This window comes from Variovorax sp. dw_954, from assembly GCF_018449755.1.
In the GTDB taxonomy this organism is placed as follows: domain Bacteria; phylum Pseudomonadota; class Gammaproteobacteria; order Burkholderiales; family Burkholderiaceae_C; genus Variovorax.
The window spans coordinates 281,785-304,209 of sequence record NZ_JAAVVD010000006.1 but is presented as its reverse complement, the minus strand read 5'-3'; the positions used below and the strand labels follow the sequence as shown (position 1 = coordinate 304,209).

The window sequence follows — 22,425 nt, the reverse complement described above, 5'->3', positions numbered from 1 at the left end:
AAATGAACAAGTTGTTGACCACGATGTTTGCCCTCGCTGTCGCTTGCGTGACGGTCTCGGCCAATGCCCAGAAGGTGACGGGCAATGCCGAAAACGGCGGCAAGAAGACAGCCATGTGCGTGGGTTGCCACGGCATCATCGGCTACCAGGCCAGCTTCCCCGAGATCTACAAGGTGCCCAAGATCGCGGGCCAGAGCGCCACCTACATCGTGTCGGCGCTCAATGCCTACAAGGCCGGCGACCGCAAGCATCCGACGATGCGCGCGATCGCGGACACGCTGACTGACCAGGACATGGCCGACCTGGCTGCTTACTACTCGACGCTCGGCATGGCGCAGGGCGATGCGGCTCCTCCGGCCGCCGCGCAGCCCAATGACACGGTCCAGGCCCTGATCTCGCGCGACAAGGACAACAACTGCACCAAGTGCCACGGCGCCAACTTCAACACGCCCAACGACGGCACCGTGCCCAAGCTGGCCGGCCAGCATGCCGACTACCTGCTCGTGGCGCTCAAATCGTACAAGGCGCATCAACCCATGGTCGGGCGCTCCAACCCCATCATGGGTGGCCAGGCGAAGAACTTCACGAACGCCGAATTGAAGGAACTGGCGAGCTACATCAGTGCGGTGCCGGGTGAACTCAAGACGGTGCCGGAGTCGATGATCCACAAGGCGAAGTAAGCCGACGAGGCCTTTGCCTCACCCAACAAAAAGCCCGCGTTTGCGGGCTTTTTGCTGTGCGGATTGCCGCCGCGTCAGAAGGTGTGGAGATTTCGTAGCGAGAGCGGTGGCCGCGGTAGAAAGATCCACACCTTCTCGTCAGACGTCGAAGAACACCGTTTCCTTCGCGCCCTGCATGTGGATGTCGAAGCGATACACCACCGCGCCGCCTTGCTCGTGGCGTTGCGCGACGAGCGTTTCGCGGCGCTGCGCGGGCACGCTTTGCAGGACGGCATCCTTCGCATTGGCTTCGGCCTCGTCGCTGAAGTAGATGCGCGTGAAGGCGTGCAGCAGCATGCCGCGCATCGTGATGATGGCGTTGACGTGAGGCGCTTCGCCCGGCGCCTCGGCGCCCGGCTTGACGGTGTGGAACACGAAGCGCTTGTGTGCGTCGGTGCCGGTGCCGCAGCGGCCGAAGGCGCGGAAGCCGATTTCGCTGGCTTCGTCTACGGTCTGCGGATAGCGGCCTTCGCCATCGGGCTGGCTGATCTCGACCAGTGCGTCGAAGATCGGGATGCCATCGCCGTCGATCACGCGGCCTTCGAGGCGGATGCGTTCGCCGGTGGCGTTGTCGAGCGCCACGGTGGCGTCGAAGGGCTGATTGAAGTCGTAGCCGTATTGGGTGGCGGTGAGGCCGTAGGCGAAGTAGGGGCCGACCGTCTGCGAAGGGGTCTGGCCGAAGTTGGTTTCGAGTGCGCTCATCATGAATCGTGTCTCCTTTTGATCAACGGTTTTCGAACGGCGTCTCGTCGGCGCCGCGCAGCACGATGTCGAAGACGTAGCCGAGGGCGTAGTCGGGCTCGGTGATGTCGAGGCTGAAGTCGGCTACCAGGCGGTTGCGGTACTTCGCCGGCGTGCCGGTGACCATCGGGTCGTATTGCATCAGCGGGTCGCCGGGGAAGTACATCTGCGTGACCAGGCGGCTGGCGAAGTGCTCGCCGAACAGCGACAGGTGGATGTGCTGCGGGCGCCATGCGTTCGGGTGGTTGCCCCAGGGATAGGCGCCGGGCTTGACCGTGAGGAAGCGGTAGCGGCCTTCGTCGTCGGTCATGCAGCGGCCGGCGCCGAGGAAGTTGGGGTCCAGCGGCGCATCGTGCTGGTCGACCTTGTGCACGTAGCGGCCGGAGGCGTTGGCCTGCCAGATCTCGACCAGCGTGTTGCGGATCGGGCGCTTGCGCTCGTCCATCACCTGGCCCGTGAGGATCATGCGTTCGCCGAGCGGCTCGCCGTTGCGGCGGGCGTTGCGGGTGAGGTCGTTATCGAATTCGCCGATGCTGCTGTGGCCATACACGGGTTGCTGCAGTTCGCCGATCGAGGCCTTGAGCGGGATCAGCGGCTGCGTCGGGCCGCGCTTCACGGTCGACTTGTAGCCGGGGTAGATGTAGGGGGGATGGCTCTCGAAATCGCGTGGCGCGAGGGTCGCGGCGGGCGTCTTGGTGCGGTCCAGCATGTCGTGTCTCCTGAGGGAAATGTCTTGTGGGGAGCCCGCACTTTAGAAGGCCTCTTAGTTGATGTAAATTGAACAATCGATGATTTTCAATAAGCATTGGTTATGAAAAAGAGCGCCGCGCCGGCTCTTGCCTTTTCGCGCAACGTGCAGTTGCGGCACCTGCGCTGCTTTGTCGCGATCGCGCAGGAGCGGCACCTGGCGCGGGCGGCGGAACGCCTGGCCGTGAGCCAGCCTGCGATCTCCAAGACCCTGACGGAGCTCGAGGCGCTGGTCGGCACGCGCCTGGTCGAGCGCAGCAGTGCGGGGCGGCGCGGCGTGCAAGGCCTGACACCCACCGGCGAGCAACTGCTGGGGCATGCGCTGCGCGTGCTGGAGGCGGTCGATGCCGGCGCACAGGCCATCGCGCCGGCGGCGGGCGTGCGGCTGGAGCGCCTGCGCATCGGCGCCTTGCCAAGCGTCGCGCCCGCGCTGTTGCCGCAGGCGCTGGCCAGGCTGCGCGCGCATTGGCCGGCGTTGCAGGTGAGGGTCAAGAGCGCGACCAATGCGGTGCTGCTCGATGAACTGCGCGCGGGCGAACTCGACCTGGTGGCGGGGCGCATCAGCGATCCGCGCCTGATGACCGGCTTGAGTTTCGAACTGCTCTACACCGAGCCGCTGGTGTTCGCGGTGCGCAAGGGTCATCCGCTGGCACGGCGCGGGAGTTCGGTGCAGGCGGTGCTCGGCTTTCCGTTGGTGGTCTACGCGGAGGGCACGATCCCGCGGCACAACACGGAGAGTTTCTTTTCCTCGCGCGGGCTGGCCTTGCCGCCCGATGCACTGCAGACGCTCGACCTGATGGTGGCGCGCGCGCTGGTGGCGGCCTCCGATGCCGTGTGGGTCACGCCGCTGGGCGCGGCGCGAGACGATTTCCTGGCCGGCACGCTGATCCGGCTTCGCATCGATACGCCTGGCACGGAGGAGCCGGTCGGGTTGCTGATGCGCAGCGATGCGCAGAGTTCGGCGGCGTGTGTCGCGATGGTCGGTCTGCTGCGCGAGGCTGCGCGCCAGGGCCAGCCGAAAAGCCGGCCTGCGGGTGCGTCGGCGAAGAGCGCTGCTTCCCGCAGGAAACCCGCGCGCTGATGCGGTGCGTCACTGGGCCGGTGGGCCTGGGGTGCCAGAGACGATCATTGCTTCGCCGCGGCCGGAATCTCCGTGTGCGCCACGCAGCGCCAGCCGGCGCCGGCCTTCACCCAGGTCGATGTGTCGATCATGTCCGTCGTGGTGCTGCTTTCGGGCTTGCCGCGCTTGCAGACGCCCTGCTTCACTCGGTAGGTCAGGATGGCGGTTGCATCGTTCGGAAGAAAGACATCGACGTCGCTGAGTTCGAAGGAGGTCAGCACCATGGCGCCTTCCTCCGCCATCTTTCGATAGCCCGCGTGGTCGAACTGGAGCGTTCCTTGCGGACTGACCATGAGCGCGCGTTTGTCGAGCAGCGAGAGGGCGGCGTCGGTGTCCTGGTCGACCATCGACTGCCAGAACCTGGTCTCAAGGTCGATGAGGGTTTTGTCGAGCGTCGGCATTGCAAATTCTCCATTCGCAAATGCCACATGATTCCAACGCGTGTGCCGCAGGCGATCAGACGGGGTGCTTTCGCCCGGTAGAACCGCGCCTACACGGCCGACGCAGGGCGACATGGAGGGACGCGCGGGCTGATCGTCCGGCCCGCGTGCCGCGGTCTTGTCAGGCCGGCTCCGCCACCTTGAAGAAGCCGCGCAGCGCCTCGGCCATCTCGCTGCGCACGCGCTCGCCCGAGACCACCACGTCGATCATCGTCAGTGAGGTGTGGGTGTGGCCGCGTGCGGTGATCCAGCGTGCGGGCGTTCCCGCGGCGGCCAGCGCCTTGGCGTAGGCGATGCCTTCGTCGCGCAGCGGATCGAACTCGCAGGTGACCACGAACGCGGGCGGCAGGTTCGACAGGTCGGCAGCGCGCAGCGGCGACGCCTTGGGATGCGTGCGATCGGCGGGGTCGGCGTAGTGGTCCCAGAACCACTTCATCAACGGCGCGGTCAGCACGTAACCCTCGGCGTTCTCGACATAGGACGGGGTGCCCATGTCGCAGTCGGTCACCGGCGTCAGCAGCAGTTGGCCCGAGATTGCCGGCCCGCCGTGGTCGCGCACCTGCTGGCAAGTCACCGCTGCGACGTTGGCGCCGGCGCTCCAGCCGGCCACCGCAAGTTCGCCCGGAATGCCGCCCAGTTCGACTGCGTGATCCCCGATCCAGCGCACGGCTGCGAGGCCGTCATCGGCCGCGGCGGGGAAGCGCGCCTCCGGTGCGTGCCGATAGTTCACCGAGATGATCAGCGCGTCGGAGCGTTGGCACAGGTCGCGGCACAAGGGATCGTCGGAATCGTGGCTGCCCAGCACCCAGCCGCCGCCATGGAAGTAGACGACCACGGGATGCGGGCCGGGGCTGTCCGGCCGGTACAGGCGGTACGCCAACGGGCCGGCCGCCCCGAGCAAGGCGCCGTCGACGGTTTCGCCGATCGTCGGGCCGGGCGGACGCGCCGCCGACAACTGCGCCAGCAATGCGCGCGCCTGCTCGACGAGCAGCGAATCGAAGGTGGGCAGGTTCAGGGTTGCCATCATCTGCAGCACCATCCCCACGTCGGGCTGCAGGCGCCGGACCAGGCCGTCCGTGCAGCGCGTGTCTTGCGGGCCGGTGCGCCGGAAGCCCAGCCAGTCGCGCGCCACCACCTCGTCGCAGGCGCCGCGGTAGGCGTCGACGCCGCCGACATAGGGCAGGAAGCCGCGCGGCTTGCCGGGCACGTTGGCGCCCATGTACCAGGAATCGGCGGTCGGGTAGAGCGTGATGTTGGCGCAATCGTCGACGTGCTGCACCCAGCCGGCCTCGGCGGCCTCGGTCGGCTCGATGGTGCCCAGGCCGTCCGCGCGCAGGCGGGCAAGGCAGTCGGCGATCCAGTCCACATGCTGCTCGATCGAGACCATCATGTTCGACAGCACCGACGGGCTGCCCGGCCCGGTGATGGTGAACAGGTTGGGAAAGCCCGCGGTCATCAGCCCGAGGTAGGTGCGCGGGCCGTTCGCCCACTTGCGCTTCAGCGTGACGCCGTCGCGGCCGGTGATGTCGACCGAGACGATGGCGCCGGTCATGGCGTCGAAGCCGGTGGCATAGACGATCGCGTCGAAGGCCATCGTCTCGTCGGCGAGGTCGATGCCGGCTTCGGTGATGGTCTGGATGGGCTGGCGGCGCAGGTCGACCAGCCGCACATGGGGCAGGTTGAAGGTGGCGTAGTAGCCGGTGTCCAGGCACGGACGTTTGGTGCCGAAAGGGTGGTCCGCGGGGCAGAGCAGGTCGGCGACCTTCGGGTCTTGCACGACGCCGCGGATCTTCTCGTGCACCAGGCCGGCCACGATGGCATTGGCATCGCGAAACAGGATCTGGTCGGCGAATACGCTCAGGATCGGAATCAGCTCGCCCGATTGCCAGGCGGCATCGAAGCGCTGGCGGTGCACCTCCGGCGGGCTGTAGCGGCCGTAGATCTGGGTCCGCTCGTTCGGTACGCCGGCGCGCGACCACTTCGCCTCGCGGCGGTAGGCGTCGCGGTCGGCCTGGAGCGGTGCGAGCCGTTCGGGCCGCACCGGGCCGTTGCCGGCCGGGATCGAGAAGTTGGGCGTGCGCTGGAACACGGTCAGCTGGCTGGCCTGGCGGGCGATGTGCGGGATCGACTGGATGCCCGACGAGCCCGTGCCGATCACCGCGACCCGCTTGCCGGTGAAGTCCACGCCCTCGTGCGGCCAGCGGCCGGTGAAGTAGATCTCGCCCTTGAAGCGATCGGCGCCGGGGATGTCGGGCGTCTTCGGCAGCGACAGGCAGCCACTGGCCATCACGTAGAACTGGCAGCTGATGTCCTGGCCCGTGTCGGTGCGCAGATGCCAGCGGCCGGCCGCCTCGTCCCAGCGGGCCGCGACCACGCGGGTGTGGAAGTCGATGTCGCGCCGCAGGTCGTAGCGCTCGGCCACGAACTGGGCATAGCGCAGGATCTCCGGCTGGGTGGCGTACTTCTCCGACCAGGTCCAGGCTTTTTCCAGTTCGGGGTCGAAGCCGAAGGTGTAGTCGGTGGTCGGGATGTCGCAGCGTGCGCCGGGGTAGCGGTTCCAGTACCAGGTGCCGCCCACATCGCCGGCCGCCTCCAGCACACGGGTGGTGAAGCCCAGTTGCCGCAACTTGTGCAGCATGTAGAGGCCGGAGAAGCCGGCGCCCACCACCACCACGTCGACATCGACCTTGGCATTGCCGGCCGGGGGCGCGGTGTCGTCGTTCCTTGTCTCCACCATGGCGGTATCTCCAGGTTGATGTGTCAGGCAGACTTCACCAGGGTGTTCCTGAGGACGGCCCGACTTTTCAGCTTACAACTTGCGGCCACCACGCGCCATGTGCGTTGTGCACTTGCTTTCTTGCGCGATTCGGTTTGCGGATCGCGACCTGCGAGGGAAGCACCCGCCTGGAATCGCCAGTCCTGCGACGGCACAATGAGTACAAATAATTTGCTCAATCCCAGGAGAAGTCCGCTATGGATGCTGTTCAGGAATGCGATGTGCTCGTCGTCGGCGGAGGCCCGGCCGGATCGACCATTGCCGCACTTCTCGCGCGCGAAGGCCGCCGCGTGGTTCTGCTCGAGAAGGAACACCACCCCCGCTTCCACATCGGTGAATCGCTGCTGCCCGGCAATGTGGAATTGTTCGACAAGCTCGGCGTGCGCGAGCAGGTCGAGAAGATCGGCATGCCCAAGTTCGGCATCGAGTTCGTGCCGCCGGACCTCGACTACTGCAGCTATGTCGATTTTTCCGAAGGCTGGGATCCGTCGAAGGACTCGGCCTGGCAGGTGCGCCGGTCCGAGTTGGACGAGTTGCTGTTTCGCAATGCCGCGAAAGTGGGCGCGGTGGCCATGGAAGGTGCGCGCGTGCGCGAGATCGATTTCGACAGCACCGGCGCCACGGTCCAGGCGGAACTCGACGATGGTGCGCGGCGCACCTGGCGCACCCGCTTCGTCGTCGATGCCAGCGGCCGCGACACGGTCCTGGCCAACAAGTTCAAGTGCAAGCAGAAGAACCCGAAGCACAACAGCACCGCGCTGTTCGGCCACTTCCGCAACGCCCGGCGGCTGGAGGGCAAGCGCGAGGGCAACATCAGCATCTGCTGGTTCGAGCACGGCTGGTTCTGGTTCATTCCGCTGGCCGACGGCACGACCAGCGTCGGCGCGGTGTGCTGGGCCTACTACCTGAAGGCACGCGACAAGCCGTTGAAGGACTACTTCTTCGACACCATCGCGATGTGCCCCGAACTCAACGACCGCCTGAAGGACGCGACGCTCGTTGACGACAAGGTCCATGCCACCGGCAACTTCGCCTATTCGAGCACGCATGCCACCGGCGAGCGCTACCTCATGCTGGGCGATGCCTTCACCTTCATCGACCCGATGTTCTCGTCCGGCGTGTTCCTGGCGATGCAGAGCGCCTTCGACGGCGCGAAGCTCGTGCAGACCGCGCTCGACCGGCCGGCCGAACTGCCGGCGGCGCGGCAGGAGATGGAGACGCGCCTGCGCGTGGGGCCGCGCGACTATTCGTGGTTCATCTATCGCGTGACCAACCCGACGATCCGCGACATGTTCATGCACCCGCAGAACATCTTCAACGTGAAGCAGGGGCTGATGTCGCTGCTGGCGGCCGACATCCACCAGGGCTGGTACTACCGGCGCTCGCTTTGGATGTTCAAGGTGGTGTATTACTTCGTCTCGCTGCTGAACTGGCGCCGCACCTATGCGGGGTGGAAGCGGCATCGGTTCAATGTCCGGGACATGGGGCAATTGCGGGGTGAGACGATCCTGAAGTAGGGCGGTGCCGCGATCACGCCGCCGACGTGACCCAGTCGTCCGGCGGTCGATCTGACCGGCACAACGCGGCATATCCCGTGCCGAGGGCATCGGGTGTTCCCCGCAGCGAAATAAAGGAGGAGCCGGCAGCCGAAGGCTGGCGGCGGGGGACATTCGCGGAGGGGAATACCCGGTGTCCTCGGCACGCGCCCCGCACGTGAAATGAAGGCTTCCGCAGACCGGCGTAGCAGCGACCTCAGCAGCCCTGGATCAACCCGGCTTGACCGCCGTGTACTCGGAAAAGATCCCGACTTCCTTGTGCCGCGCCACCGTCTCGAAGCCGGCCGCCTGCAACGCTGCCACGACCTGGGCCGGCGCGATGCAGGCTTCGATCGTGTCCCAGTAGTAGCGCCACAGTTCTGAGGTGCCGCGTTGGCGCGCGACGACGCGGGCAATGACCGGCACCAGCGTGCGCATGTAGGCCTTGAGCAGGGTATTGCCGAGGGCGCTCTCGGGACGGCTGATCTCCAGGATGACGAGGCGTCCACCCGGGCGCAGCACCCGGTAAAACTCGGCAAAGGTCTGGCCGACGTCGGACACGTGGCGCAGCGCATAGCCCATGCTGAGGAAGTCGGCCTCGTTGTCGGCGCAGGGCAGTTGCTCGGCCCGCCCGACCTTGAGTTGCACGCCGGGCAGGCTGACCTGGCCCAGCATGCCCGGGCTCGGGTCGACGCCGACGAGGCTGCCCGAGGAGCCGATCAACCCGAGCGCCTCCCGCGCCACCAGGCCGGTTCCGATGCCGACATCGATCACCTTGTCGCCTGCACGCAGCCCCGCGCGCTGCAGCGCCATCCGGCGATAGCGGGCGCCGGTGCCCAGCGCCAGCACGCGCTCGATGCGGTCGTAGTCGCTCGCCGTCTCGTCGAAGATGCGGCGCAGGTAGCGCTGGTGATCAGCCTCGTCGCGGTAGTACTCGGGCAAGGGGGTGTGCGGTGACTGCACGGCGTCTCTGGTTGTGGTTCTTGTGGTGTCGTTCATGCACCATCATAGGCAAACGCCCGGCGCGTCAGTCCTTGGTGGCGTGCCGCTGGACGCAGGCGATGTAGGCCTCGCCGTCGGGCGGCCGGCCCGCGCGCTGGGCCTCCCACATCATGCGGCCCAGGCATTCCATCGCTTCATGGTGCGCCTCGAGCAATGAGTCGCGCCGCGCGGCAAGCAACTCGACCGCCTGGCGGATGCCGCGCGGCTGGTCGATGGAGCATTGCTCGCTGATCGACAGGTGCATCGACAGGTGCAGGAACGGGTTCTCGCGGCCGTCCTTGCCGTCGTACACGCGCACGACGGCGGCGTCTGCGTCGGCCAGGTCGGCGTGGTACTCGGGGTGCTGGTCGATCCAGCCGGCGGCGATGGTTTCGAGGGCCTCCAGCGGCAGGCCCTGGCGGCTCTTGGCGTAGACGCCGCAGAAGAAGCGGCGAACGTCTTCGGGGGAAGGATTGAACATGCGCCCAGCGTATCACCGGGGCGCAGGGCGACCGCTTTCATCCATAATCCGCAGCGGCGTCCGGTGCGGACGTTAGCGCAATCATCGGAGCCTCCTTCTTGACCCAGCGGAACCTGTCCGGACGAGCCTCGCGACGCGGCAGCGGCGGTATCACCCTGAGCGACGTGTCCAAGCTGGCGGGGGTGTCCGCCATCACCGTGTCGCGCGCGCTGAACACGCCGGCCCTGGTGTCGCCGGAGACGCGCGAGAAGGTGCGCCTTGCGGTCGAGCGCACGGGCTACGTGCCGAACCTGCTGGCGGGCGGCCTCGCGTCGAATCGCAGCCGCCTCGTGGCGGCGCTGGTGCCGACCATTGCCGGGCCGGTGTTCCTCGAGACCATCCAGGCGCTGACCGAAGCGTTGGCCGACAAGGGCTACCAGCTCATGCTCGGCCAGGCCGGCTACAACAACGCGCGAGAGGACGCGCTGATCGACGCCATCGTCGGGCGCCGGCCGGACGGCATCGTGCTGACCGGGATCATGCGCTCCGTCGATGGCCGGCGACGGCTGCTGGCCTCGGGCATTCCCGTGGTGGAGACCTGGGACCTGACGCCGACGCCGATCGACATGCTGGTCGGCTTCTCGCACGAGAAGGCCGGGGCGGCCATGGCGCAATACCTGCATCGCAAGGGCTATCGCAAGCCGGTGATCGTCACTGGCGACGACCAGCGTGCGGCCCTGCGCCGCCACGGCTTCGAGCAGGCGTGGCGGATGCTGGGCGGCAATGCGGCGCCGGTGCGCGAAGTGCCGGCGCCGACCACGCTGGGCAGTGGCCGCGAGGCCTTGTCCGCGTTGCTGGCGGCTGGCGCGGACATCGATGCCGTGGCCTGCAGCTCCGACGTGCTGGCGCACGGCGTGATCACCGAGGCGCAGGCGCGCGGCATGCGGGTGCCGGGCGACATGGGCGTGATCGGCTTCGGCGACCTGGGCTTCGCGCAGCATGCGCATCCGGCCATCACGACGGTGCGCATCGATGGCACGGGTATCGGCCGGCAGGCGGCGCGCTTCATCGTCGAGCGGGCAGAAGGCCGCGAGGTAGAGCAAAAGGTCGTCGACCTGGGCTTCTCCCTGATCGAGCGCCTGAGCGCCTGAAACAGGCCCGGCCCACGCATGTGCCTGCGGCACCCGGCCGGCCGCCACACAGGCAACTGCTCTTGCGGGCCTGTGCAGCCTCGTCGCCGCGGCCCTGAGCCGCTGGAAGGAGTGCACCGAGCGGAGCGGCAAGGCCGGTTCCGCGGGTGTCCACGAACAAGCATCGCGCCGCTTGCCCATGGTCTGAGACGGGCCGAGGGCGGTGCCATCGGGGACCGTCGTGCCCGCTTCCGGATTCCCTTGATTTTCCGATTGACGCCGACCAGCGGACCTGCTTATGATCGAATGACAGCGCTAACATTAAAGACGCAATTTCGAGACAAGATCATGACCACCCCACGCAAGAAGCCCGAAGACCTCCGCTCGCACCGCTGGTATGGCGTGAAAGATCTGCGCAGCTTCGGCCATCGCTCGCGCACGGCGCAGATGGGCCTGAGCCGCGACGACTACCTCGGCAAGCCGGTCATCGCGATCCTCAACACCTGGAGCGACATGAACTCCTGCCACACGCACTTCAAGCAGCGGGTGGAGGAGGTCAAGCGCGGCGTCTGGCAGGCGGGCGGCTTCCCCGTCGAGATCCCCGCGATGAGCCTGGGCGAAGCCTTCCAGAAGCCGACCACCATGCTCTACCGCAACATGCTCGCGATGGAGGCGGAAGAACTGCTGCGCTCCTACCCGGCCGACGGCTGCGTGCTCATGGGCGGTTGCGACAAGACCACGCCGGGCCTCGTGATGGGCGCGCTGGCGATGAACCTGCCGACCATCTTCGTGCCCGCCGGTCCGATGCTGCGCGGCGACTACAAGGGCACCTTCCTCGGCTCCGGTTCCGACACCTGGAAGTACTGGGCCGAACTGCGCGCGGGCAACATCAGCGAGCAGGACTGGCAGGACGTGGAAGACGGCATCGCCCGCTCGCCCGGCACCTGCATGACCATGGGCACTGCGAGCACGATGACCAGCGCGGCGGAGGTGCTGGGCCTCACGCTGCCCGGTGCGTCATCCATTCCCGCCGCGGATTCGCGCCACGCGATGATGGCCACGCACACCGGCAGGCGCATCGTCGAGATGGTGTGGGAAGACCTGAAGCCGCTGGACTTCCTCACGCCCGCCTCCTTCGACAACGCCGTGACCGCCGTGCTGGGCCTGGGCGGCTCGACCAATGCCATCGTCCACCTGATCGCGATGGCGCGGCGTGCCAGCGTGCCGCTCGACCTGGCCCGCTTCGATGAACTCGCGCGCGGCACGCCGGTCATCGCCAACCTGCGGCCGGGCGGCAAGTACCTGATGGAGGACTTCTACTACGCGGGCGGCCTGCGCGCCTTCCTGACGGAGATGGGCAACCTCATCGACGGCACCCAGATGACCTGCACCGGCAAGACGCTCGGCGAGAACATCGCCGGCGCCGAGGTCTACAACGCCGACGTGATCCGGTCGCGCAACGAGGCCTTGCTTGAAAGCGGCGGCCTGGCGGTGTTGCGCGGCAATCTTGCGCCCGATGGCGCGGTCATCAAGCCGGCCGCGATGGAACAGCACTTGCGCCGCCACACCGGCCCCGCGATCGTGTTCAGGAACTACGACGACCTGGCGGCGCGCATCGACTCCCCCGAACTCGATGTCACCAAGGACAGCGTGATCGTGCTCCAGAGCGCCGGCCCGCAGGGCGCGCCCGGCATGCCCGAATGGGGCCAGTTGCCGATCCCGCAGAAGCTGCTCAAGGCAGGGGTGCGCGACATGGTCCGCATCAGCGACGCGCGCATGAGCGGCACCAGCTATGGCGCCTGCGTGCTGCACGTCACGCCCGAATCGCACGTCGGCGGGCCGCTGGCGCTGGTGCGTGACGGCGACCTGGTCACGCTGGACGTGGACGCGCGCCGCATCGACATGAACGTCAGCGACGAAGAACTCGCGAAGCGCCGCGCCGAATGGCAGAAGCCCGTTCCCAAGTTCGGCCGCGGCTATGGCGTCATGTTCCTCAAGCATGTGCAGCAGGCCGACACCGGCTGCGACTTCGACTTCCTCGCGCCGGACTACGCAGAGGCCGCCGGCACGCGCGATCCGGAAATCCACTGAACCCAACCGTCCACAAGGAAAAGAACAGCATGGAGACAACTCACAAGGCGCGCCCTCGACCCAGCCTGGCGCTCGGTCGATTCGCCGCGCGGATCGCACTCGCCGCATTGCCCTTCGCGCCCGTCGCCGCCGGCGCGCAGGTGCCCGAAGGCTGGCCCTCGCGGCCGGTCACCTTCGTCGTACCCTTCGCACCCGGCGGCGGCACCGACATCGCGGCGCGCTTGCTGGCCGTGCGGCTCGGCAAGAAGTGGGGCCAGTCGGTGGTGGTGGACAACCGCACCGGCGCGGGCGGCATCGTCGGCATGGACATGGTGGCCAAGGCAACGCCGGACGGCTACACCTTCCTGATCGGCAACGTGGGCACGCAGTCGATCAACCCGTCGCTCTACAAGATGCGGTACGACCCCGACAAGGCCTTCGCGCCCGTGTCGCTGTTCGCGGACCTGCCCTTCGCGTGGGTCATCAATCCATCGATCCCGGCGAAAACCCCGAAGGAGTTCATCGCGCTCGCCAAGGCCACGCCGGACAAGTACACATTTGCCAGTTCCGGCAGCGGAGGCTCGCCTCACCTCACCGCAGAAATCTTCCAGCAGGCCGCGGGCGTCAAGCTCGTTCACGTGCCCTACAAGGGTGGCGGGCCGGCCATGGCCGACCTGATGGCCGGGCACGTCGACATGCTGTTCGCCTCCATCCTCGAGACCTCGGGCTACGTGAAGACCGGCAAGCTGCGCGCGCTGGCCGTGACAAGCCCGCAACGCTCGCCGGCCATGCCCGACGTGCCGACGCTGGCGGAGCAGGGCGTGCCGAACGCCGAGTCAGGCTCCTGGGTCGCGCTGCTGGCGCCTGCCGGCACGCCGCCGGCGCTGATCGACAAGATCGCCGCCGACGTGAAGGAAATCATCGGCACCGAGGACATGCGCAAGGCATTGATCGCGCAGGGCGCCACGCCGCGCGGCACCACGCCGGCCGAGTTGCAGAAGACCATCGAGAGCGACAAGGCGCGCTACGGGCAAGTGATCACGGCGCGTGGCGTCAAGGTGGAATGAGCATGCGCTGCTTCAAGCTCTCCGCACGTGGCGTTGCTGCGCCAGCTTTCTCGTCGGCGGCTACACCGGTGGCACGTCCAAGGCGCTTCACCGGTGCGTCGGGCATTCGCCGCGCCGCGCTGTCTGCCGTCGTGGCGCTCTTCCTGCCCGTGCCCCTCCTCTCGGTCGCGCAAACCGCGGACAAGTGGCCCTCGCGCCCCATCACCTACGTCGTGCCCTTCACGCCCGGCGGCTCGACCGACGTGATCGGCCGCGTCATCGCGCAGAAGCTCGGCGAGGCGCTGGGCCAGCCGGTCATCGTCGACAACAGGCCGGGCGCCGCGGGCGCGGTCGGCGCGGCCTTCGTGGCCAAGGCCAAGCCGGACGGCTACACGCTGTTCGGCGGCACCATCAGCACGCACGCCATCAACGCCAGCCTCTACAAGAGCCTGCCCTACGACCCGGTGAAGGACTTCGATCCGATCTCGCTCGTGGCCTTCCTGCCGAACGTGCTGATCGTCGATCCGAACCTCGGCGTGAACTCGGTGGCCGAGCTCATCGCGCTGCTGAAGAAGGACCCGTCCAGGCGCACCTTCGCATCGTCCGGCGCGGGCACGTCGACCCACCTGGCCGGCGAGATGCTGGGCGACATGATCGGCGTGAAGCTCACTCACATCCCCTACAAGGGCACGCCACCGGCGATGCTCGATGTGTCCTCGGGGCAGGTCACGTTCATGTTCGACCAGATCACGGCCGCGCTGCCGCTGGTGCAGGGCGGCAAGCTCAAGCTGCTGGCCGTGACCTCCGCCAAACGCATGGCGCTGGCGCCTGAGTTGCCGACCATGCAGGAGGCCGGCGTGAAGGGCTTCGAGATGGCCTCGTGGCAGGCCGTCTATGCGCCGAAGGGGCTGCCCGCGCCCATCGCGCAACGCCTCTCGGCCGAGATCAACAAGATCCTGCTGACGCCCGAGGTAAAGGACAAGCTCAGCAACCAGCTCGGCATGGAGGTGGTGGCCGGCTCCCCGGCGCAACTCGCCGCGCTGATGCAGAAGGAGATCCCGCGCTGGAGCGAGCTCGTGCGCAAGAGCGGCGCCAGGGCCGATTAGTGAAGCCCACCCCCGAACGCGCCTGCGGCGCCTCCCCCTCGAGGGGGCGCACCCGGCGGCCCGGCAAAGCCGGTTCCGCGGGCGCTCCCGAACGTGCTTCGCTTTGCTTGCAGCTGTTGTTTCGTGCGTCCCGGTGGCGCGCAGCACTTTCCCAATCCCTGAACTACATCGAGACACCATGACCTCTTCGCCCCCCTTGTCCGTCACGGCCCGCGAGCAACTGCGCCACGTCAGCGTCGCCACGCTGTGCACGCAACTCTTCAAGCGCGGCTTTCGCAATGTCTATCTGCAAGGCGTCGGCCGCCTGACCCGGCCCAGCGGCGGCAACCTGGTCGGCCCGGCCTTCACGATGCGCAACATCCCGGCGCGCGAAGACCTCGACCAGATCAGCGCCTTCGATGACCCGAACCATCCGCAGCGCAAGGGCATCGAGAGCGTGCCCGAGGGCCACGTGCTGGTGATCGACTGTCGCGGCGAGAAGCGCGTGGCTTCGGGCGGCCAGATCCTCACGACGCGGCTCAAGGTGCGCGGTGCGGCGGGGCTGGTGTCCGATGGCCCGGTGCGCGACAGCGGGCCGATCTCGCAGATGGACTTTCCCGTGTACTGCGCAGGCGGCAGCGCGCCGCTGAACCTGATCCACCACCATGCGATCGACCTCAACGTGCCGATCGGCTGCGGCGGCGTGGCGGTGTATCCGGGCGATGTGATCGTCGGCGACGACGAGGGCGTGGTCGTGATCCCGCAGCACCTGGCCGAAGAAGTGGCGCGCGACGCGACCGAACAGGAAAAGATGGAAGCCTTCGTGCTCGAACGCATCGAGGGGGGTGCGAAGCTGGCCGGCACCTATCCGCCGAACGCGGACACCAAGGCGGCCTTCGAGGTGTGGCGGAAGGCCAAGGGCATCTGAACACATGAAGACGCTCATGCAACGCAGGACCTTCGCCGCCGCAGCGGCGCTCGCCCTTGCCGGCGCCATGCCCGCCATGGCCCAGAGCTATCCCGGCAAGTCGATCACCATCGTCGTGCCCGCATCGCCCGGCGGCGCCATCGACCTTGCGGCGCGCCTCATCGGCCAGAAGCTCACGGAAGCTTGGGGCCAGCCGGTCGTCATCGACAACCGCGCCGGCGCCACCGGCATCATCGGCACCGAATTCGTCGCCAAGAGCCCGCCTGACGGCCACACGCTGGCGCTGGTGGCGAGCAGCCACTCGATCAATCCAAGCATGGTGAAGAAGCTGCCTTACGACACCCTCAAGAGCTTCGAGCCGGTCGCGCTCACGCACGTGGTGCCGCTGGTGCTGATCGTGTCGCCGACGCTGCCGGTGAAGACGGTGAAGGAACTCATCGCCTACGGCAAGGCCAATCCCGGCAAGCTCAGCTTCGCGTCGAGCGGCACCGGCGGCGCGCCGCATTTCTCGGGCGAGCTGTTCAAGAGCATGACGGGCCTGGACATCACGCACATCCCGTACAAGGGCAGCACGCTGGCGCACCCCGACCTGATCAGCGGGCGCACCTCGCTGATGTTCGACACCGTGGCCGCGGCCAACGTGCAGATCAAGGCAGGCCGCCTGCGCGCGCTGGCAGTGACCACGGCCAAGCGTTCCAGCGTGCTGCCTGACGTGCCGACGATGCAGGAGGCCGGCGTACCCGGCTACGAGACCAGCACCTGGGGCGGCTTGCTCGCGCCTGCCGGCACGCCGAAGGCCACGGTCGACAAGCTCAACGCCGAAGTCGATCGCATCCTGACCTTGCCGGACGTGCGCAAGACGCTGATCGACAACGGCATCGAGCCTGGCAGCGGCACGCCGCAGCAGTTCGCCACCTTCATCGCGAGCGAGATGGTCAAGTGGGCCAAGGTCGCGAAGGACGCCGGCATCCAGCCCGAATGAAAACTGAAGACGAGAAACCAACCATGCCCAAGACCCGCGTGCTGCAACACGGCCGGCTGCTGCCGGCGCTCGAGAAACGGCTGGCCGAGCGCTATGACCTCCACCCCTTGTGGCAGGAGGCCGACGCCAAGGCCTTCCTCGCTGCGCACGGCGGCGAGTTCACCGCGCTCGTCACCTCGGCCCGTTTCGGCGCCGATGCTGCGCTGATCGCTTCCATGCCGAATCTCCAGGTGATCTCCAGCTTCGGCGTCGGCCTCGAGACCCTCGACCTCGACGCGGCTCGTGAGCGCGGCATCCCGGTCGGCTACACGCCCGACGTGCTGAACGATTGCGTGGCCGACACCGCCTTCGTGCTGGTGATGGACGTGGCGCGGCGCATCAGCGCATCCGACCGCTTCGTGCGGCGTGGCGAATGGCAGAAGGGACCGTTCCCGCTCGCGACGAAGGTGTCGGGCAAGAAGCTCGGCATCCTCGGCATGGGGCGCATCGGACGCGTGATTGCGCGGCGCGCATCGGGCTTCGACATGGAGGTGAGGTACCACAACCGGCGGCCGTTGACGGACACCGAACATGGCTACGAGCCGACGCTCAGGAGCCTGGCCGAATGGGCCGACTTCCTCGTGATCGCCAGCGCCGGCGGGCCGGAGACGCGCGGCCTGGTCTCGCGCGAGATCCTCGACGCGCTCGGGCCCGATGGGTACCTCGTCAACATCTCGCGCGGCAGCGTGGTCGACGAGAAGGCATTGATCGAGGCCCTGCAGCACAGGCGCATTGCTGGCGCCGGGCTCGATGTGTTCGAGGACGAGCCCAACGTGCCGCCGGCCTTCTTCGAACTCGACAACGTGGTGCTGCTGCCGCATTTGGCGAGCAACACGAACGAGACGCGCGAGGCGATGGCTCGACGGATGGAGGAGAACCTGGAGGCTGCGCTGGCGGGGCAGCCGATGGTGAGCGCCGCGGCCTGAGCGGCTCGGCTCGGCTCGCTCGCGCTGGAGTCCTTACTTCGCCAGTTCGGTCAACAGCCGCGTCGAGAGATACAGGCGCGGAACGATCGAATCCACCTCGATGAACTCGTCCCTCGCGTGGTAGCCGAAGCCGGCCAGGCCGAAGCTCTCGACCACGGCCGGCTTGCCTGAACGCCCTGCGAAGCCCGCATCGGTGCCACCGCCGGTCATCGGCGCAAGCGCGAGTTCGCGGTCGATTTCCTTGTAGATGTCCTGCGCCTTCTTCGCCACCGCCAGGCCCTTGTCGCCGGCCAGGAAAGCCGGTCGGGTGGTCACGACCTGGACGGTGGTCTCGGTGTCCGGGATCAGCTTGCCGGCGGCGATCTTGGCCTGCAGCGCGGCGTCGAGCTTCTTCTCGGCGCCGGGCTGCGTGATGCGGATGTCGCCGATGGCCTGCGCCTTCTCGGTGATCTGGTTGCTCGGGCCGGTGGCGCGGGCCACGGTCCAGTTCAGCGTGATGCCGGGAATGTCCTTGGCCAAGTCCTTGGTCTGCAGCAACTGGTAGGAGAGTTCATACAGCGCGTTGCGGCCGAGTTCCGGCGCGGCGCCGGCATGTGCGGCGCGGCCCTTGACGTCCATCGTGGCCTGCGCGATGCCGGCGGCGCCGAGCAGCAGCGCCTCGCCCTTGGCCACCGACTTGGCCGCGGTGGGTTCGAACGACAGCACATAGTCCTGCGACTCGGCCGTGGTGGCGATCAGTTCGCCGGAGGCGTTGGAGCCGACTTCCTCGTCGGTGTTGAACAGCACGGTAAGCGTGTCGAAGTCCTTCCAGCCCGCATCAACCAGTATCTTGAGGGAGGCCAGAATCACCGCGATGCCGCCCTTGTCGTCGGCGATGCCGGGGCCGTAGATGCGGTTGCCGTCGACGCGGTAGCCCTGCGTGGTGAGGATGCCGGCGGGATACACCGTGTCCATGTGGGCCTGCAGCATGAACTTGCGCTTGCCGGTGCCCTTCAGGGCGCCGACGACGATCTCGGCCGGCGTTCCGATAGTGGTCTTGACGCGTTTCGTCGTGAAGCCAAGTGCCTTGAGGCGGCCGTCGGTGATGTCGGCCATCTTCATGAGGCCTTCCGCGTTGAGGCTGCCCGATTCGACGAGCACCATTTCCTTGAGGTTCTCGATCACGGCGGGCTGCGCCTTCTCGGCAGCGGCGAGCAATTTGGCGTCGGGGGCCGCCTGAACAGCCGTCCCGGCAATGGCGAGGCCGCAGGCCATTGCGATGGACGAGAGTAGCTTTGGGACTCGGCAGGTCATGTTTTTCCTGGATGATTTGTTGGGCAGGCGCGCGAGGTTAGCGCGACCGGGCTGCGTCCCGGCGATCCATTGTCAGGAGGAGGGGAAACCATGTCTCGCGACCGCCACCCAAAAATGGCCCAATAGCACCATGACCATGGATTCGCCCACCCTCGACAAGCCCATCACCCCACCCCAGCCCGCGCCTCGCCAGATCGCCGACCTGCCGGGCCCGCGCGGCATCCCGCTGCTGGGCAACCTGCTGCAACTCGACCCGCCGCGCATGCATCAGCAACTGGAGCAGTGGTGCAAGGAGTTCGGCCCGTTCTTCAAGCTGAAGGTCGGCCGCAGTTATCTCCTGATCGTCGGCGACCACCAGGCCGTGGCGGCGATGCTGCGGGACCGGCCGGATGGCTTCAAGCGCACCACGCGGCTGGAGAAGGTCGGCCAGGAAATGGGCCTGAAGCCCGGTGTCTTCGGTGCCAACGACGACGACTGGCGGCGGCAGCGCCGCATGGTCATGGCGGGCTTCGACCCGGCGCATGTCAAGGGCTACTTTCCGTCGCTGCAAGGCGTGGCCGATCGGCTGGCGCGGCGCTGGCAAAAAGCCGCGCGCGACGGCAGCGCGATCGACCTGCAGGCCGACCTCATGCGCTACACCGTCGACACCATCGCCGGGCTGGCCTTCGGCGCCGAGGTGAACACGCTCGAAACCGATGGCGACGTGATCCAGCAGCATCTCGACAAGATCTTCCCCGCGTTGCTCAAGCGCATGTTGTCGCCGCTGCCGACCTGGCGCTGGTTCCCGACCCAGGCGGACCGCCAGCTTGCGCGCGGGGTGGTGGCGGTCAACGAAGCCGTCGACGGCTTCGTCGCGCAGGCGCGTGTGAGGATGCAAGCCGACCCCGCATTGCGCACCCATCCGCGCAACCTGCTCGAAGCCATGATCGCCGCCGCCGATGAGCCCGACAGCGGCATCACCGACGCCCAGGTCTCGGGCAACGTCATGACGATGCTGCTGGCGGGCGAGGACACCACCGCCAACACCATCGCCTGGATGATCGACCTGCTGTGGCGCCATCCCGATGCGCTGGCGCGCGCCACCGCGGAAGTGCGCCGCGTGGTCGGCGATACGGCGCAGCCGACCTTCGAGCAGATGGCCCAGCTCGATTTCGTCGAGGCCTGCGCGCACGAGACGATGCGCCTGCGCCCGGTGGCGCCCATCCTGGGCTTGCAGGCGAAGAAGGACGTGATCGTCGGTGACATCCAAGTGCCGGCCGGCACGGTGGTGGTCAATCTCATGCGGCGCGACGGCGTGAGCGAGGGTCACGTGCCGCGCGCAGCCGCTTTCGAGCCCCAGCGGTGGATGGCCGATGGCGGCCCGGGCGCGATGGCCAGCAGTGCCCGGCGCACATCGATGCCCTTCGGCGCCGGACCGCGCATCTGCCCCGGGCGCTACCTGGCGCTGCTCGAGATCAAGATGGCCATGGCCGTCTTGCTGAGCCGCTTCGACATCGCCGCAATCGACACCCCCGACGGCCAGCCGGCGCGCGAGCTGCTCGCCTTCACCATGACGCCCGTGGGGCTTCGCATGCGGCTGCGCGAATGCGCGTCGTAGATTTCTTGCTGCCCTGATCGCGGGGCCTGGCAAAGCCACAGCGGCCGCAATGTCGTCCGGCGGAGGGCGGCACGCGGTCGTGACAGCGTGCTGCCGGAACGGCTCACCTCGACAGCGGAGATCAAGCCGTCCGACCGGACAGCCTGGTGTTGGGTCGACCTCGATTTCGGGAAACTACCTAGTTTGTGGGTAGCTGTCGCACAGGGTCCGAGCGGATACTGCACGCCGCCAGACCAACCAGAACTTCCTGGGCCCTTCATGACCGACAGAACGTTCACCGTGAAAAGCCGGGTCACCACCAAAGTCAAGAATTGGCGAGTGCGGAAACTGCGAGCCCGGTAACTTTCCGAAAAGGTCGGGGCACCTTCATCGCTCCACGACGAATTTGCGGATCTCGGCGCACCAACCATCTTGTTGGATGAAGCGACGGGTCCTGCTCTCCGAGGTCCGCGAAACTGGATGATTCGCGGGGCCTCCTGTTCCACGTTCCTTCGACGTCGGAAACGGCGATTGCGTCTACTGGCCCGTTCGGGCAAGGCTTTTCTCTGCAATTTTCGTGGCGAGCTGCTCCACGAATCAAAACCCGGAATAAAAAATGTCCAAGATTGATGAAAAGTTTTCTTCGAAATCGGAAATAGACGACGGAATTTCGCTGATCTCGACAACGGATTGGGTGGTGTTGTCGTGCTTTTTCAAAAGTTCCATCACGAATTCACCCGACAGCGAAGCGAAAATGCGCAGCGGCCTGCAGATGTTGCCAGGGGACGCGTTCGCACCTGCATTCGCCGATACCGTCGCACTTTACAAAGACCTGGTTGCTCTCAGCAATGATTTCACCTTCCGGATCGCCGATGAGGTACTGAATCTCGCTGACGATATCGTTCATTACCAGGCCAAAGCGGACGTTGTCTATACCCGTCTGGCTGATCTGGTGGGACGCTTCGACATGCCGGGTGTCGGCGATACGCCCGAAGCGCTCCAGGAAAAGTTCAACGCCCTGATCAAGTTATGGAAGGGCGGCCAAGTCTCTGGCAATTCAGATCAGATCCAGAAGCGATTCAAGCTGGCCCTGGAAGATTTGATCCTGGAAGCAGAGAAGCGCGCGACACGGGCGGAAAAGCTGCGTGAAGATATTCTCGGCCCTCTGGGCTTGAAGATGAAACTGCAAGCCAGCAAGACGGGCTTCGACTCGAAAAAGGAAGTCTTTGAAAGCGAGTTCGGCAAGGAAAGCCCACGCGTCGTGAAATTCAAGATAGACGTGGAAAATCTCCAAATCGAGATCAGTGGTCTGCGCAAGAAGGAGCGCGATGAAGTGATCGCGCTTGGAACCTCTCCACTTTATCTAATAATTCCATTTTTCGGGCCGTTCATTCTGCTGGGCGTAAACATCGGCGTTGGGGTCGATCTGGCTGTGACACGCGCCAAGATCGATGCAAAACTGAATGAGGCGGGATTGATCTCGACGGAGCTCGGGCGCGCCGAACGCTTCATGACTTATTACAACAACGGCAAATCAATGGTCACCAAGACGTCGAAGGGCATCGAAAATATTCTGCCAAAAATCGAAACACTCGGGCTGGGCTGGCGTGCAATCGCCAAAGACATACGCTTCATCGTCGACCTGCTGAGTGGCCCCGGCCGCAGTCAGAGCAATGACGAGGATTGGTTCAACTTCGTGACGACCTTGAAAACCGCTCAAAAGAGCTGGGCATCCGTGGCGACCAAGGCTGAACATCTGCGCACGGTAGCGATGCCAGTAGCCGCCAACGATCTCGATGAAGCAATGAAGAAATTGGCCGCATGAAGAATT

19 protein-coding genes are annotated in these 22,425 nt (G+C 66.5%); 12 read left to right on the top strand and 7 right to left on the bottom strand.

Annotated elements, in window-relative coordinates:
* The first annotated feature begins 2 nt into the window (after window positions 1-2).
* Window positions 3-680, top strand: a complete 678-nt coding sequence (locus HB681_RS12860; protein ID WP_213955200.1) for a c-type cytochrome — start codon at window positions 3-5, stop codon at window positions 678-680.
* A gap of 138 nt (window positions 681-818) precedes the next feature.
* Here the strand turns inward: HB681_RS12860 and pcaG are convergent, their stop codons facing one another.
* Together pcaG and pcaH are read right to left on the bottom strand one after the other, a co-directional pair.
* Window positions 819-1,424 (bottom strand): protocatechuate 3,4-dioxygenase subunit alpha, encoded by a 606-nt coding sequence (gene pcaG / locus HB681_RS12855; protein ID WP_256354282.1) that lies wholly within the window; start codon window positions 1,422-1,424, stop codon window positions 819-821.
* Between the two features lie 19 nt (window positions 1,425-1,443).
* Complete coding sequence (gene pcaH, locus HB681_RS12850; protein ID WP_213955199.1) at window positions 1,444-2,169, bottom strand: protocatechuate 3,4-dioxygenase subunit beta; 726 nt, start codon at window positions 2,167-2,169, stop codon at window positions 1,444-1,446.
* A gap of 102 nt (window positions 2,170-2,271) precedes the next feature.
* On the opposite strand from pcaH, the gene HB681_RS12845 reads away from it, so the two are divergent.
* A complete protein-coding gene (locus HB681_RS12845; RefSeq protein ID WP_213955198.1) occupies window positions 2,272-3,288 on the top strand; it encodes a LysR substrate-binding domain-containing protein in 1,017 nt (338 codons plus the stop codon).
* Window positions 3,289-3,332: 44 nt separating this feature from the next.
* Here HB681_RS12845 and HB681_RS12840 read toward each other — a convergent pair whose 3' ends face one another.
* Both HB681_RS12840 and HB681_RS38720 read right to left on the bottom strand, forming a co-directional pair.
* Entirely contained in the window at window positions 3,333-3,728 is a 396-nt protein-coding gene (locus HB681_RS12840) for a nuclear transport factor 2 family protein (RefSeq protein WP_213955197.1), read from the bottom strand.
* A gap of 160 nt (window positions 3,729-3,888) precedes the next feature.
* On the bottom strand, window positions 3,889-6,504 hold the full coding sequence (locus HB681_RS38720; protein WP_213955196.1) for an alpha/beta hydrolase fold domain-containing protein: 2,616 nt from the start codon (window positions 6,502-6,504) through the stop codon (window positions 3,889-3,891).
* A 236-nt stretch (window positions 6,505-6,740) separates the two neighbouring features.
* Between HB681_RS38720 and HB681_RS12830 the strand changes: the two genes are divergently transcribed.
* Complete coding sequence (locus tag HB681_RS12830) at window positions 6,741-8,060, top strand: NAD(P)/FAD-dependent oxidoreductase (protein WP_213955195.1); 1,320 nt, start codon at window positions 6,741-6,743, stop codon at window positions 8,058-8,060.
* Between the two features lie 249 nt (window positions 8,061-8,309).
* Here the strand turns inward: HB681_RS12830 and HB681_RS12825 are convergent, their stop codons facing one another.
* Together HB681_RS12825 and HB681_RS12820 are read right to left on the bottom strand one after the other, a co-directional pair.
* Window positions 8,310-9,077 (bottom strand): class I SAM-dependent methyltransferase, encoded by a 768-nt coding sequence (locus HB681_RS12825; RefSeq protein WP_213955194.1) that lies wholly within the window; start codon window positions 9,075-9,077, stop codon window positions 8,310-8,312.
* A gap of 28 nt (window positions 9,078-9,105) precedes the next feature.
* Window positions 9,106-9,540 (bottom strand): DUF1841 family protein, encoded by a 435-nt coding sequence (locus HB681_RS12820; RefSeq protein ID WP_213955193.1) that lies wholly within the window; start codon window positions 9,538-9,540, stop codon window positions 9,106-9,108.
* A 98-nt stretch (window positions 9,541-9,638) separates the two neighbouring features.
* On the opposite strand from HB681_RS12820, the gene HB681_RS12815 reads away from it, so the two are divergent.
* The 7 genes from HB681_RS12815 to HB681_RS12785 all read left to right on the top strand — a co-directional run bounded on the left by HB681_RS12815 (window position 9,639) and on the right by HB681_RS12785 (window position 17,725).
* Window positions 9,639-10,670 (top strand): LacI family DNA-binding transcriptional regulator, encoded by a 1,032-nt coding sequence (locus tag HB681_RS12815; protein WP_213955192.1) that lies wholly within the window; start codon window positions 9,639-9,641, stop codon window positions 10,668-10,670.
* Between the two features lie 327 nt (window positions 10,671-10,997).
* On the top strand, window positions 10,998-12,740 hold the full coding sequence (gene araD / locus HB681_RS12810; protein ID WP_213955191.1) for an L-arabinonate dehydratase: 1,743 nt from the start codon (window positions 10,998-11,000) through the stop codon (window positions 12,738-12,740).
* 29 nt (window positions 12,741-12,769) lie between these two features.
* Window positions 12,770-13,786, top strand: coding sequence for a tripartite tricarboxylate transporter substrate binding protein (locus tag HB681_RS12805; RefSeq protein ID WP_213955190.1), 1,017 nt, complete (start codon window positions 12,770-12,772; stop codon window positions 13,784-13,786).
* Window positions 13,787-13,788: 2 nt separating this feature from the next.
* Window positions 13,789-14,871 (top strand): tripartite tricarboxylate transporter substrate binding protein, encoded by a 1,083-nt coding sequence (locus tag HB681_RS12800; RefSeq protein ID WP_213955189.1) that lies wholly within the window; start codon window positions 13,789-13,791, stop codon window positions 14,869-14,871.
* 178 nt (window positions 14,872-15,049) lie between these two features.
* Window positions 15,050-15,778 carry a ribonuclease activity regulator RraA gene (locus HB681_RS12795; RefSeq protein ID WP_213955188.1) on the top strand — a complete coding sequence of 243 codons (729 nt, stop codon included), beginning with the start codon at window positions 15,050-15,052 and terminating at the stop codon, window positions 15,776-15,778.
* A gap of 16 nt (window positions 15,779-15,794) precedes the next feature.
* Window positions 15,795-16,760, top strand: a complete 966-nt coding sequence (locus tag HB681_RS12790; protein ID WP_256354284.1) for a tripartite tricarboxylate transporter substrate binding protein — start codon at window positions 15,795-15,797, stop codon at window positions 16,758-16,760.
* 23 nt (window positions 16,761-16,783) lie between these two features.
* Window positions 16,784-17,725: a 2-hydroxyacid dehydrogenase gene (locus HB681_RS12785; protein ID WP_213955186.1), complete on the top strand. Its 942-nt coding sequence runs from the start codon at window positions 16,784-16,786 to the stop codon at window positions 17,723-17,725.
* A 33-nt stretch (window positions 17,726-17,758) separates the two neighbouring features.
* Here the strand turns inward: HB681_RS12785 and HB681_RS12780 are convergent, their stop codons facing one another.
* Complete coding sequence (locus tag HB681_RS12780; RefSeq protein WP_213955185.1) at window positions 17,759-19,018, bottom strand: glutamate carboxypeptidase; 1,260 nt, start codon at window positions 19,016-19,018, stop codon at window positions 17,759-17,761.
* A gap of 136 nt (window positions 19,019-19,154) precedes the next feature.
* Between HB681_RS12780 and HB681_RS12775 the strand changes: the two genes are divergently transcribed.
* Together HB681_RS12775 and HB681_RS12770 are read left to right on the top strand one after the other, a co-directional pair.
* The gene (locus tag HB681_RS12775; protein ID WP_213955184.1) at window positions 19,155-20,615 is read left to right on the top strand and encodes a cytochrome P450; all 1,461 of its coding nucleotides are present in this window, start codon (window positions 19,155-19,157) and stop codon (window positions 20,613-20,615) included.
* A 595-nt stretch (window positions 20,616-21,210) separates the two neighbouring features.
* The gene (locus HB681_RS12770) at window positions 21,211-22,419 is read left to right on the top strand and encodes a hypothetical protein (protein ID WP_213955183.1); all 1,209 of its coding nucleotides are present in this window, start codon (window positions 21,211-21,213) and stop codon (window positions 22,417-22,419) included.
* Window positions 22,420-22,425 lie beyond the last annotated feature (6 nt).

Bases quoted from the DNA above. Each gene is read 5' to 3' on its own strand.
- HB681_RS12860 (WP_213955200.1), top strand. From the start codon at position 3: ATGAACAAGTTGTTGACCACGATGTTTGCCCTCGCTGTCGCTTGCGTG.
- pcaG (WP_256354282.1), bottom strand. From the start codon at position 1,424: ATGATGAGCGCACTCGAAACCAACTTCGGCCAGACCCCTTCGCAGACG.
- pcaH (WP_213955199.1), bottom strand. From the start codon at position 2,169: ATGCTGGACCGCACCAAGACGCCCGCCGCGACCCTCGCGCCACGCGAT.
- HB681_RS12845 (WP_213955198.1), top strand. From the start codon at position 2,272: ATGAAAAAGAGCGCCGCGCCGGCTCTTGCCTTTTCGCGCAACGTGCAG.
- HB681_RS12840 (WP_213955197.1), bottom strand. From the start codon at position 3,728: ATGCCGACGCTCGACAAAACCCTCATCGACCTTGAGACCAGGTTCTGG.
- HB681_RS38720 (WP_213955196.1), bottom strand. From the start codon at position 6,504: ATGGTGGAGACAAGGAACGACGACACCGCGCCCCCGGCCGGCAATGCC.
- HB681_RS12830 (WP_213955195.1), top strand. From the start codon at position 6,741: ATGGATGCTGTTCAGGAATGCGATGTGCTCGTCGTCGGCGGAGGCCCG.
- HB681_RS12825 (WP_213955194.1), bottom strand. From the start codon at position 9,077: ATGAACGACACCACAAGAACCACAACCAGAGACGCCGTGCAGTCACCG.
- HB681_RS12820 (WP_213955193.1), bottom strand. From the start codon at position 9,540: ATGTTCAATCCTTCCCCCGAAGACGTTCGCCGCTTCTTCTGCGGCGTC.
- araD (WP_213955191.1), top strand. From the start codon at position 10,998: ATGACCACCCCACGCAAGAAGCCCGAAGACCTCCGCTCGCACCGCTGG.
- HB681_RS12805 (WP_213955190.1), top strand. From the start codon at position 12,770: ATGGAGACAACTCACAAGGCGCGCCCTCGACCCAGCCTGGCGCTCGGT.
- HB681_RS12800 (WP_213955189.1), top strand. From the start codon at position 13,789: ATGCGCTGCTTCAAGCTCTCCGCACGTGGCGTTGCTGCGCCAGCTTTC.
- HB681_RS12795 (WP_213955188.1), top strand. From the start codon at position 15,050: ATGACCTCTTCGCCCCCCTTGTCCGTCACGGCCCGCGAGCAACTGCGC.
- HB681_RS12790 (WP_256354284.1), top strand. From the start codon at position 15,795: ATGCAACGCAGGACCTTCGCCGCCGCAGCGGCGCTCGCCCTTGCCGGC.
- HB681_RS12785 (WP_213955186.1), top strand. From the start codon at position 16,784: ATGCCCAAGACCCGCGTGCTGCAACACGGCCGGCTGCTGCCGGCGCTC.
- HB681_RS12780 (WP_213955185.1), bottom strand. From the start codon at position 19,018: ATGACCTGCCGAGTCCCAAAGCTACTCTCGTCCATCGCAATGGCCTGC.
- HB681_RS12775 (WP_213955184.1), top strand. From the start codon at position 19,155: ATGGATTCGCCCACCCTCGACAAGCCCATCACCCCACCCCAGCCCGCG.
- HB681_RS12770 (WP_213955183.1), top strand. From the start codon at position 21,211: ATGTCCAAGATTGATGAAAAGTTTTCTTCGAAATCGGAAATAGACGAC.